This window comes from Sandaracinaceae bacterium (genome assembly GCA_016706685.1).
Classification (GTDB): Bacteria; Myxococcota_A; Polyangia; order Polyangiales; family Houyiibacteriaceae; genus JADJJE01.
On sequence record JADJJE010000028.1, the window covers coordinates 39,394 to 51,261 of the forward strand.

Consider the following 11,868-nt stretch of genomic DNA (forward strand, 5'->3'; position numbering starts at 1 on the left):
GTGAGCTGCCTCAGGTGGCGTCGAGCGCCGCGTTGACCTCGCGCTCGATGGCCTCGGCGCAGATGTCTTCGATGGACTCGGCCGAGCTGCCCATGCGCTCGCAGTTGCGCTGATACACGAACAGGCGCCCCACCTTGCCGTCGTGTACGTCGTCGGCCAGCGCGCACAGGCGTGGGTCCACGCCCTCGGCGATGACCTCGCGGCCGGGTAGGTTGGCCACCACCACGAGGGCGCCCTCCAGAGCGGCCGACACCCGCTCGGTGAGCTTCTTCATGGCGCCCCGCAGGCGGCGCTCGAAGATGGGCCGCGTGGTGCTCCACGGCGGCGGCGGCGTGGACCCGTCCAGGTCACGCGACTGCAGGAACGCCACCGTGGCGCCCGCGCGGTCTTCCTTCGCGTCCAGCCACAGGCCCAGGTAGTAGAACACCTCGGGGTTGATCTGGTTGTCGCGCGCGGCGGCCTGGATGCGCCCTCCAGCGGCGTCCAGGTCACCCACCTCGAAGTACGCGCGGCCGATCAGGAACTCGAGCTCGGGGTTCTCGAAGGGCCCTTCGGGCAGCTTCTTCAGCGCCTTGATGGCGCGCTCGTGGTCGCCGCCCTGCAGCAGCGCCTCCACCTTGAGCAGCACCGCGTCGGCCGCCGCGTCGGGGGACTCGGCGTGCTCGATGGCCAGGTCGATCAACCGGCAGGCCTCGTCGATCTGGTGGAGCGGGTGCATGAGCAGCTCCGCGGCGTTGAGCAGCGCCTCGGTGAAGAACTCGTCCAGCGCGATGGCCTTCTTGTAGTGCCGCAGGGCCGCTTCCACGTCGCCCTGGGCGGCGCGCACGTAGCCCAGCAGGTTGTGGGCCTCGGGCACCTCGGCCACCTCGAGGCAAGCCAGCGCAGCGGCCAGCGCCCCCTCGAGGTCACCCTCCGCCACTCGCTCCCAGCCTGCATCCAGCTGGTCTGCGACGGGATCGTCCGGCATGTCGTCGTCGTAGTGCATGGTGTCCACCGCGGGGCGGTCGAGCCCCGAGGGACGCCCAAGGTGGGTCTGCCTTGCCTCTCGGTCAAGCAGGCCCCCGAGGTGGGCGCCGCATGGAACCGCCAGCGCTACTGACCGCTCAGGAACAGGCCGATGAGACCGTCCGTGCGAGTGGCCGCGTCGGGGGCGTCGAGCGGCGCCGTCTCACCCGGGCCAGCGGCGCGGATGCGGACGCTCTCGGCGTCCAGGTGGCTGAGGTCCCAGCGACCCGTGTCGTCGTAGGCCACCAGCACGGCAGGCACGGGCCCCACCAGCGTCTCGAGGGTGAGCACGCGTCCGTCCGAGAGGCGATGCACGCGCGTGGACGAGCCCACCGTCATGACGGCCAGCGTGCCGTCTTCGGAGATGGCGTCTGGGCGGCCCTCACAGGGCGCGAAGTCCACCTGCTCTCCGGTGCGGGCGTCTACGCGCACCGCGCGCGCGCCCTCGCACGTGAGCACGTAGGTGCCCGCGAAGTTGGTGCTCACGTCGTCCTGCCACACCGGCATGCGGTGCTGCACAGCGCCATCCAGCGACGTGACCACGGCGGTGGCATCCTCGCGCGCCACGATGCGCAGCCCGTCGGGCGTCACGCGCACGAGCGCCAGCATGCCGGGGGCGGTCCAGGTCTCGCGCTCGCGCAGCGCCACCGTGTCGACCACGTGCACCACGCGGTCCGTGGTCTGCACCACCAGCAACCGGTCGTCGTTCGAGGTGGCCGAGCTGGACACGCTCTCGAACACCAGACGCTGGCGCCCACGCGCGTCGTAGAGCGTCAGCGTGTTCTCGCCGCTGATCCCGAACGCCCCCGCCGCGAACATGCGCAGCCCGAAGTAGCCGTCGGGGCGGGTGCCCTGCGCGCGCAGGCGCCCGGTGCGAGTGTCGTAGACTTCCCACCAGGTCTCGCGCTGCGAGCCGTCGCGCGTGGCGTCCAGAAACCCGAGCGCCGCGCCGTCGGACGCCAGTTGCCCGGCCTGCAGGCATCCGTCCTCGCCCCCGCAGCTCACGCGCGACGTACGGGCGAAGGCGATGCGAACCGCACGGTCATTGCCCTCGCGCAGCACGCTCACGTGTCCGTCCTCGCGGCTGGCGGTCACGCGCCCATCCCGCGTGGACAGGTGGCCTTCGCGCACGGTCACGTCGCGGTCGAAGAGACAGCCTCCATAGTTGCTGAGCTGAACGATCTGGCCGTCTCCCGCGCGCTGCGGTGGGTTCTCGTTGCCGCAGCCCAGCGTGCGCATGCCGTCGGCCCCGAAGCGCGACACGCCGTTGCGCGACCGCGTGAACAGCGTGCGGCCATCCACGCTGAAGTCCGCCCCCCAGATGCTGACCTGCGAGCCATCTTGCACGAACCGGGTGTGAGGTTCCGTCTCACCCACGCGCGTGATGCTGGGCACGTCGCTCACGTGGAACTGCCAAGTGCCGTTGGGCGAGTGGAGCAGGGCGGTCACGCCATAGTCGCGCGGCGCCGTGTCGGGCAGCGGCTGCGACGCGCCGGCAGCGTCGAAGAACAGGGCGTCGCCGTTCTGCGTGAGGACGAAGAAGCCGCCGTCCCCGGGCAGCACGGCGCTGACGGAGGCGTAGTCGTCTGGGCCGAGGCCAGCGTCCGACAGCAGCACCCGTGCGTTGACCCGCCCGGACTCCGACTCCAGCACCACGATCTCGTCGCTGCTGCTGGCCACCAGCCAACGACCGTCGGCGCTGTAGTCGAGGCGGACGCGGGCGCCGCTCAGCGGGGCATCGGCGCGCACGCGTGCCGTCAGCGAGTCCAGCAGCTCCACGCGGCCGGGACGACCCAGCGCGAGCTGACCGCCGTGAGGGCGGAAGGCCACCCGGTACCCGTCGTTGTCCGCGTCGCCGCTGGGAACCTGGCCCTCTCCTCGAGGAGGCTCTCATGGCGCACCACGCTCAGATCGGCAGCGTTCAGGTACGTGAACGTGGTGCCGAGGTCCGTGATCAGCGCGAGGCGTGCGCCGCTGGGCGAGTAGCTCGTGACGGTGGCGTCCGGCTCGTCCAGGTGGGTGGGGAGGGTGGCCCGCAGCTCTCGACCATCATCGAGACGGGTGGTCACCACCGCGAGACCGTCCGCGCTCGGCATGGCGCGCGCCACCTGGTCTCCACTCGGGTGGAGCGCCACCAGCGTGTAGACCTGCCAGCCCTCGAGGGCCGGCACCGTGCGCAGCGTGTCGGAGTGCAGGTCCCACAGCACGGGCGCGCGGTCGGGGCTCACGGTCATCACGCGCGAGCCACTGCGGTCCACTTGGAGCTGCGGATACGTTCCGTCGTACCAAGGACGCGCATAGCCACGCAGCGCGCCACTCTCCACGTCGTAGGCCACCAGCTCGCCGTGCGTGCTGATGGCGAACAGCCGCTTGCTATCCGGCGAGAAGACGGCGCTCACCAGCTGCCGGCGGATGGCCGTGCGCGCTACGGGCCGCACGGGCGACAGCGGACCGCCCTCGCGCACGATGGGCGGCGCGAGGTCGTCCGTGTTCAGCAGGTTGCGCGCCGCCGGCGGCAACTCCACCGGCGTGGTCACCACCGGCGTGGACCCCCCACAGCCGAGCGACAGCGCCGCCAGGAAGAGGGCGGCCCCACCGCCCCGCGTCGAGAGCTTCGTGGAACAACCCTTTTCAGGAGCGCGCATGGGAGACCTCAGGGAATGTCGAAGGTGGCGAAGGTGGCGCGCTGATCGGCCGCCAGCATGAGCTGGTAGGTGCCGAGGATGCTGCCGCCCACCGAGATGCTGACCACGCCAGTGGTGGGACCCGCGTTGGAGCTGCACTGGTCGCCGGCCCAGTAGTGGACCTCCACCGTGTAGCGCCCGCTCGGGGGCTGCACGCCGCCCCAGTACACGTTCTCGATGCGGTTGTTGGCCTGCGAGGTGTTGCAGTTGCCACGCGCATCCTGGTCCAGCACGCCGCCGCTCGGGGCCTGCGGCTGGCTGTAGAAGATGCGAGAGCCCTGTGGGTCGTACACGTAGAGGTCGAGGTCCGCGCCCGTGTTCCAGGCCAACGTGATCTGCACGTCGCCCGAGGAGTAGCCGCAGCCCTCGTCGATCTGACCATTGCAGTTGTCGTCGAGGCCGTTGCAGATCTCCTGGGCGCCCTGCACGCAGCTGGACTCCAGCACGACGACGCCGCTGGGCGTCTGGGTCTGGGTCTGCTGGGTCTGCACGGTGACCCCGGGGCCGGTGGTGCGCGCGGTGGTGCGAACGTAGCAGCCACCCGTGGTGAGGAACGCCAGCGCCATCAGGATGGTGGTGGTGGACTGAAAGGCAAAGCGATAGGTGTTCATACGGGCTCCTGGATGCGGGAGGGCGTCAGCGCTCTCGTACGCCAAAACGAACCGCCACCTTCCCCCACATCGGGGTCATTTGTCGAGGGGCAGCAGTGACGTTGGAATGGCCAACCTCGCGAAGGGCACAGCCAGGTCTTCGGGCAGCGGCGCGGTGACCCGGGTCATCTCCCCGGAGCGTGGGTGCGGGAACGTCAGCCAGGCCGCGTGCAGGGCCATGCGTTCGATGCCGCAGTCCTCGTGGCAGCGCGCGTTGAAGCGTCCGCGGCCGTACTGCATGTCGTACACGATGGGGTGCCGCAGGTGCTTCCAGTGCCGCCGAATCTGGTGTAGCCGGCCGGTCAGCGGGCGCACCTCCACGAGTGCGTAGTGAGCCAGCTGGTGCACCACGCGGTACTCGGTCTGCGCCGGCACGCGCTCGCCCTCTTCGCCGCGCGGAATGGCGTAGTCGATCAACCCCTCGGCGGGCTCCGGCCGGCCGCGCACCAGCGCCAGGTAGCGCTTGTCCACGCTGCCCGCTTCGAACGCGCTGTTGAGCGTGCGCAGGGCCTCGGGATGCAGCGCGAAGAGCAGCGCTCCGCTGGTGCCGCGGTCCAGGCGGTGCGCGGGGAACACCTCCCGGTCCAGCTGGTTGCGCACCAGCGACATCATGACCACGCGGTCCTGTGCCCAACCGCGGTGCACGATCAGCCCCGCCGGCTTGTTGACCACCACCACGTCTTCGTCCTGGAAGAGGATGGCGATCTCGGGGCGGGGCGCGGGCGGCGGCGGGGCGCTCATGGCGCTGGCATGCGCTGGCCGGCGCACGCTGTCGAGCGGTGCACGGGCCGTGCTGACACGCGCGGAGTACACTCGCCCCCGGATGAGCACGTTGGCTGAGAACGAAGCGTTCGTGATCGACGTCGCGCGGGCGCTGCACGTCTATGGCCAGCCCGCGCACCGCGTGGAGGCGCTGCTGGCGGCGCTGAGCGCGCGCCTTGGCACGCAGGGGCAGTACTTCTGCACGCCCACGGCGGTGTTCATCGCCTTCGGAACGCCGCCAGCGCAGCGCACGTTCCTGGTGCGCAGCGAGGCCGGCGAGCAGGACCTGTCCAAGCTGGCAGACCTGGACGCGCTGGTGAACGCCGTGGCGCGGGGCGAGCTGGACGCCCACGCGGGCTCCGAGCGGCTGCGCGCCATCGTGGGTCGCAAGCCGCGCGTGCACCCGCTGTTGCGGCTGGCCGTGCACCCACTGGTGGCGGCGCCCGCGGCGCTGTTGCTCGGTGGCGGTCCGCTCGAGGCCGTGGTGGCGGGGGGCATCGGCTTCCTGGTGGGCATGCTCGAGCGCGTGGCCGAGCGGGCGGAGCCCGTGGCGCGGCTGTTCCTGCTGTTGGGCAGCGTGGTGGCCTCCGTGACCGCGGCGGCGGCGGGTGTCTTCTTGCCCGAGCTCGCCGTGCAGCTGGCCACCGTGGCGGGCATCTACATGCTGGTGCCGGGACTCTCGCTGACCACGGCCATGAACGAGATCGCCACGGGCCACCTGGTGTCCGGCACCGCGCGCTTTGCCGGCGCGCTGGTGTCGTTCCTGTCCATCGCCGTGGGCGTGGCGCTCGGCGGCGCGCTCATCGCCAGCCTGTACCCCGAGGCCCCTCCGCCGCTGGCCACGCCCGTGCGCGCGGCCTTCTGGCCCTTCGTGGGCCTGTTGGTGGCGCTGCCCGCCGTCATGGTGCTGCTGCGTTCGCAGGTGCGTGATGCCCTGCCCACCCTCCTCGTCGCCACCTCGGCGTTCTCGGCCGGACAGCTGGCCGCCCCCCTGTTCGGAGGCGCGCTCGGCCCTCCGCTGGCGGCCACCGTCGCCGCGTTGGTGTTGGGCCTCGGCAGCAACGCGTTCGCGCGCATCACCGACCGCCCCGCCGCGCTGGTCATGGTCCCGGGCATCCTGCTGTTGGTCCCGGGCAGCATGGGCTTCCGCAGCGTGGCGTCGTTCCTGCGCCGCGACGTGATCGCCGCCGTGGACACCGCGTTCGCCGTGGGCCTGGTGGCGGTGTCGCTGGTGGCGGGGCTGCTGCTCGCCAACCTCATCCTGCCGCCACGCAAGGCGCTCTAGCCACATGGAACACTTCGACGTCGACATCGCCATCATCGGCTCTGGCTTCGGTGGCAGCGTGAGCGCGCTCCGGCTCGCCGAGAAGGGCTGGAGCGTGGCCGTGCTCGAGCAGGGGCGGGAGCTCCGCGACGAGGACATCGCCGCGGCGGGCGCCGACCCCAAGAAGCTGGCCTGGGCCCCTGCGCTCGGCCTCAAGGGCTTCTTCGCGCAGGACGTGTTCGAGCACGTGGGCATCGTGCGCGGGGTGGGCGTGGGCGGTGGCTCGCTGGTGTACGCGGCCGTGCTGCTCGAGCCCAAGCGCGCGTTCTACGAGGACCCGGCCTGGCGCGACCTGTCCGCCGACTGGGAGCAGGAACTCCGGCCGCACTACGCCGCCGCGAGGCGCATGCTGGGCGTGGTGCCCAACCCCTATCACGGGGTGCAGGACGACTGGCTGCGCGGCGCGGCCGAGCGCATGGGCGTGGCAGACACGTTCGACACCGTCCCGCAGGGCATCTTCTTCGGTGACCCCACGCGCAGCACGCCGGACCCATTCTTCGACGGGGAGGGTCCCGCGCGCACCGGCTGCAGTCAGTGCGGTCGCTGCATCACCGGCTGCGCGTACGGCGCCAAGAACACGCTCGACCGCAACTATCTCTTCTTCGCGCGTAGGCTCGGGGCAGAGGTGCTCCCCGAGCGGCAGGTGACCCACGTGGAGCCGCTCCGGGGCGGTGGCTACCTCGTCCATCAGCGCCACCCGTGGGAGCGCGGCCGGCGCTATGCACCGTTGCGCGCACGCAAGGTGGTGCTCGCGGCGGGGAGCCTCGGCACGCAGGAGATCCTGTTCGCGTCGCGAGAGCGCTACGGCTCGCTGCCCCGGCTCCCGCGCTCGCTCGGGCAGCACGTGCGCACCAACAGCGAGGCCATCGTGGGCATCCTCGCGAACGACGAGCGCGTGGACGTCACGAAGGGGGCCACCATCTCGAGCCACTTCTACCCGGATGCGCACACGCACGTCACACAGAACCGCTTCCCCGAGAGCTACGGCTTCATGCGCTGGTACATGGGCCCGCTGGTGGATGGCGAGAGGCCGCTCCCGCGGGCGCTGCGCACCCTCCGTCAGCTGGTCACGCACCCGCTCACGAGCACGCGCTCGTTCCGTGGGCGCGACTGGCACAAGCGCATCTCCGTGCTGACCGTCATGCAGCACGCCGACAACGAGATCAGCTTCTCCTACGGCCGCACCGCGCTCCGAGGGTTCCGCCATGGGTTGGTCTCGCGCATCAGCAAGGGCCAGCGCTCGCCCTCGTTCCTTCCGCAGGCCAACGCCGCCGCGCGCGCTTTCGCCGAGGCCAGCGACGGAACGCCGCTGAACACGCTCATGGAGAGCGTGGGCAACCTCTCGGTCACCGCTCACATCCTGGGTGGTGCGGTGATGGCGGCTGGGCCGGAGCACGGCGTCATCGACGTGAACCACGAGGTGTTCGGCTACCCCGGGCTCTACGTCATGGACGCGGCCGCCATCCCGGCGAACCTGGGCGTGAACCCCAGCCTCACCATCGCCGCGCTGGCCGAGCGCTTCGGCGCGCGCTTCCCGGCCAAGGCGCGCTGACCGGCACGGCGCAGAAGTCACGGGCGCGAACGCCGGACCTTGAAGCAGCATGGGGTTCCTCCACACTGCCTCCATGAATCTCTGGACGTTCGACACCCCCGCTGGTCCCGCCACCCTCCGACTCGCCCGCGTGGAGGACGTCCCCACCCTCATCGCGCTCAACAAGCGCTGCTTCCCTTCCATGGCCGAACACAACGTGGTCTGGAACAAGGGGCAGCTGACCAATCACATCCGCCTCTTCCCCGAGGGGCAGATCGTGGTGGAGCGCGATGGGGTGCTCCTCGGGGCGTGCGCGAGTCTGATCGTGCGCATGGGCACGGACGACTACCGTCCGCACACCTATTCCGGCATCACGGACGGCGGGTACTTCCACAGCCACGACCCGGAGGGCGACACGCTGTACGGCGCGGACGTGTACGTGGACCCGGACGCGCGCGGCACGGGCGCTGGGCATCAGCTCTACGAGGCGCGTCGGCGTCTCTGCCGCCAGCGCAACCTGCGGCGCATCGTCGCGGGTGGACGCCTCCACGGCTACCTGGAGCACGCGGCGGAGATGACGCCGGCCCAGTACATCCGAGCGGTGGAGACCGGGGAGATCCGAGACCTGGTGCTGAGCTTCCAGCTGCGCGAGGGGTTCATCGTGCGCGGGCTGCTGCGCAACTACATCATCGACCCCAACAGCAAGAACCACGCGACGTTCATCGAGTGGACCAACCCGGACTACGAGGCGCAGGACGAGAGCAAGCTTCGCAAGGTGCGGGTGGCTGCGGTCCAGTACCAGGTCCGCAAGGTTGCGTCGTTCGAGGAGTTCGCGGAGCAGATCACCTACTTCGTGACCACTGCCGCGGAGTACCGCGCCGACTTCGTAGTGTTCCCCGAGTTCACCAGCATGCAGCTGCTGTCGATGGCCTCGCTCAAGAACCTGCCCGCGCAGGATGGCATCGCGCGCCTGTGCGACCTCGAAGAGGAGGTCATGGGGCTGTTCAAGGGGCTGGCAAAGCGCTTCGGGCTGCACATCATCGCGGGCACGCACCCCGTGCGGCGCGAGGGCACCATCTACAACGTGGCGCCCATCGTGTTCCCCGACGGCTACGTGGTGTTCCAGCCGAAGCTGCACATCACCCCGGCCGAGAGGCGCTTCTGGGGAATCGACGGAGGCAGTGAGCTGCGCGTGATCTCCACCCCCAAGGCCAAGATCGGGGTGCTGATCTGCTACGACTCCGAGTTCCCCGAGGCGGCGCGCTACCTGGCGGACGCCGGCGTGGAGATCCTCTTCGTGCCCTACTGCACCGACGACCGGCAAGGCCACGCGCGGGTGCGGTACTGCTCGCACGCGCGCGCCATCGAGAACCAGATCTACGTGGTGACGGCGGGCATGGTGGGCAACCTGCCCAGCGTGCCGGCCATGGACATCCACTACGGTCAGGCGGCCATCTTCACGCCCAGCGACTTCGAGTTCTCGCGCGACGGGATCCACGCCGAGGCGGACAGCAACGTGGAGACCATGCTGGTGGCCGACCTGGACATCCACGACCTCTACCGCTCGCGCTCGAGCGGCAGCGTGCGCCCGCGCTTGGACCGGCGCCTGGACCTCTTCGAGTTCCACGCGCACCTGCGCAACGACCTCGAGATCCTCAATCCCGAGGAGGCCGAGCCCATTGGGCCAACCCCTGAAGACGACGACGAGTAGGGCGCCGGGGGGTCGCGCCGTGGCGTGGGGGCGGGCCCGGGGCGCGCGCGTGCGGAGGGGCGTGGGTGGCCGCGGGGGGTCGGGCGGCGGGGGCGCGCGCGCGGGTGGGGCGGCGGTCGCGCCGCCGGGGCGGCGTGCCTCCGGCGCGTGCTCCTCGCGGGCGCGCCGGGGGCTGCGCGGGGGGGGGTGGAGCGGGCGGCTGCGGGGCCGAGGGCGTGGTGCGGCGCAGGGTGGGGGCGTGGTCCCCGTGGGGCGACGTGGGGGGGGCGGCGGGGGCGGGGGGCTGGTGGCGGTGCGCTGGGGCCGGGGCGCGGCCTGCGGCCCGGCGTCCAGCGGCGGGCCGCCGGGTCCCGGGTGCTGCTGCTGTGGCCTCCGGGTCGGCCTCGCGGGGTGCCGTGCTGGGCCGCTCGGGCGGGCTCTGGCCTCACGTGCCGCGCGCAGCCGTGGTTGGGCCCCGGGGCGCGGTGTCTGTCGCTGTTCACGGCGGCGGCCTCTCTGCGCGGGGCTGCGGCTCGCTCCGGTCCCGGGGCGTGGCGCTCTGCGCCGGTTCGGTGGGGCGCTGGCTGGGGCGGTGCTGGCGTCCGCGGTGGCCGTGGCGCGCAGGCAAGGGCACGGTGGCCGGGCGGGCCGGGCCGGGCGGGTCTTCGGATCCTGGCCGGGGTCCGGGGCGGCGTGGGTTGGCCGTGGGCGCCGGCGGCGGGGCGGGCTCGCGTTGGGTTTGCGCCGGGGGGGGCCGGGGCGTCTCGCCACGCTGCGCGTCGCTGCGGACTCGGTGCGCCCTCTGACCGCCCGCTCGCGTGAGCTCCCCCGCCGGGCTCGCGGGCGCTGGGGCTTCCGGGTGTTCTGGCCGGCGTCGGTCCGGCGCCGGATGCCGTGGTGGCAGGCCGGTGGCGTCGGGCACGGTCCGGCCACGGGCGGAGACGGCGGGGCCCGCGGGCGGGCCGTGGCGGCCCGGGGGTGCTCGTGGTGTCGGGGGTGTCGCTCGGCACGGGCCGCGGGGCCGCTGGCTCTCGTGGTGCTGCGGCCGCCGCCTGCTCTGCTCGTGGGCCGCCCGGCGGCGATGCTGTGGGCTGGTTCGGCTTCGGGGCGGGGCCTCTCTCCTCTGCTCGCTGGGCCCGGCCGTTCGCGCGGGGCCGCGGCGCGCTCCTGCACGCCACGCTCGTGGTGCCGGGGGGCGCCGCTCCTTCGCCGCTTTGCGTCCGCGGCGCCGCTGGCGTCAGACCGGGCGCGCGAAGAGTTCTTCCACGAAGACCAGATCCGGTCCGTGAGGCACCTCGAGGTTGCACGTGAGCTCCCAGAACAGGCCGAACTCGCCGCCACGAAAGGTGAAGAAGGGCGAGCCGCGCGGCGGGAGCGGCATGCGGCCTTGCCACTGATCGCCCACGCGCTCGAGGCTGACCTCGGCGCGGTAGCGCTCGCCCCGCGGGAAGTCACTCGTCGCGAACACGTCGCCCTCGCGCACTAGGAGCGTGGCCTTCGCGCGCCGAACTCCCACGCGGCTCGGCACGACGAGCGCGCAGGCCAAGTGGTCGCGCGTCTCGCTCACGCGGTATCCCTCGATGCTGGACTCCACCTTCACCGTGACGCGGGGCCGGCCCGCGCGCTGAAAGAGGGCCCGGTTGAGCACCACCGGTGCGGCGAAGCCCAAGAGCGGCATCAAGCACAAGGACCCTCCCACCACGGCGGGCGGCGCCAGGAAGAACACAGCGACCAGCCCCACGAAGGTGGTGAGCGCACCGGCCAGCAGCTCCTCGATGCGCAGCTTGGGCAGGCTGGTGGGGGCCACCTGGACGTCCAGGCCCCACCCTTCGTGCGGGACCACGCGCAGCGCATGACGCCACACCGTGTTCACGTCCCAGAGCACCTGCGCCTCGGCCTCGAGGTGCCAGGCCACGCTCACCACCTCACCTTCGTGTGAGTACGCAGGCTGCGCCGGGATGGCGAACGAGAAGTCGAAGGTGCGCGTCTCGCCTGTGCGCCACGACCCCACCGGAAGTGAGGTCGCCGCGTGGCTGTGCGTGCTGGACGCCTGCGGCGACCCCGTGACCGTCACGAGCCGGAGCGCCAGCGACTCGGGGACCACGTCGCGCGACACGCGCACGTGGAGCTTGCCCATGACCGGCGAGCCGGGACCCAGGGACTCCACGTCGGACTGGAGCTCGAACTCGAAGGCGAGCGCAGACGTGGTCATGGAACGCGGA

9 protein-coding genes are annotated in these 11,868 nt (G+C 71.8%); 3 read left to right on the forward strand and 6 right to left on the reverse strand.

Features of this window, described 5'->3' with window-relative positions:
* Positions 1-10: 10 nt before the first annotated feature.
* The 5 genes from IPI43_26505 to IPI43_26525 all read right to left on the reverse strand — a co-directional run bounded on the left by IPI43_26505 (position 11) and on the right by IPI43_26525 (position 5,080).
* Positions 11-985, reverse strand: a complete 975-nt coding sequence (locus tag IPI43_26505; GenBank protein ID MBK7777630.1) for a tetratricopeptide repeat protein — start codon at positions 983-985, stop codon at positions 11-13.
* A 107-nt stretch (positions 986-1,092) separates the two neighbouring features.
* A complete protein-coding gene (locus tag IPI43_26510) occupies positions 1,093-2,835 on the reverse strand; it encodes a hypothetical protein (protein ID MBK7777631.1) in 1,743 nt (580 codons plus the stop codon).
* Positions 2,763-3,650: a WD40 repeat domain-containing protein gene (locus tag IPI43_26515; protein ID MBK7777632.1), complete on the reverse strand. Its 888-nt coding sequence runs from the start codon at positions 3,648-3,650 to the stop codon at positions 2,763-2,765. Before IPI43_26515 ends, IPI43_26510 begins: the two co-directional genes overlap by 73 nt.
* Before the next feature lie 8 nt (positions 3,651-3,658).
* Positions 3,659-4,300, reverse strand: coding sequence for a DUF2135 domain-containing protein (locus IPI43_26520; GenBank protein ID MBK7777633.1), 642 nt, complete (start codon positions 4,298-4,300; stop codon positions 3,659-3,661).
* Between the two features lie 75 nt (positions 4,301-4,375).
* Positions 4,376-5,080, reverse strand: coding sequence for a pseudouridylate synthase (locus tag IPI43_26525; GenBank protein MBK7777634.1), 705 nt, complete (start codon positions 5,078-5,080; stop codon positions 4,376-4,378).
* An 82-nt stretch (positions 5,081-5,162) separates the two neighbouring features.
* On the opposite strand from IPI43_26525, the gene IPI43_26530 reads away from it, so the two are divergent.
* The 3 genes from IPI43_26530 to IPI43_26540 all read left to right on the forward strand — a co-directional run bounded on the left by IPI43_26530 (position 5,163) and on the right by IPI43_26540 (position 9,667).
* Positions 5,163-6,386, forward strand: coding sequence for a threonine/serine exporter family protein (locus IPI43_26530; GenBank protein ID MBK7777635.1), 1,224 nt, complete (start codon positions 5,163-5,165; stop codon positions 6,384-6,386).
* Positions 6,387-6,390: 4 nt separating this feature from the next.
* Positions 6,391-7,977 carry a GMC family oxidoreductase gene (locus IPI43_26535; protein MBK7777636.1) on the forward strand — a complete coding sequence of 529 codons (1,587 nt, stop codon included), beginning with the start codon at positions 6,391-6,393 and terminating at the stop codon, positions 7,975-7,977.
* Positions 7,978-8,050: 73 nt separating this feature from the next.
* Complete coding sequence (locus IPI43_26540; protein MBK7777637.1) at positions 8,051-9,667, forward strand: GNAT family N-acetyltransferase; 1,617 nt, start codon at positions 8,051-8,053, stop codon at positions 9,665-9,667.
* A gap of 1,216 nt (positions 9,668-10,883) precedes the next feature.
* Here IPI43_26540 and IPI43_26545 read toward each other — a convergent pair.
* On the reverse strand, positions 10,884-11,858 hold the full coding sequence (locus tag IPI43_26545) for a hypothetical protein (protein ID MBK7777638.1): 975 nt from the start codon (positions 11,856-11,858) through the stop codon (positions 10,884-10,886).
* Positions 11,859-11,868: the final 10 nt, after the last annotated feature.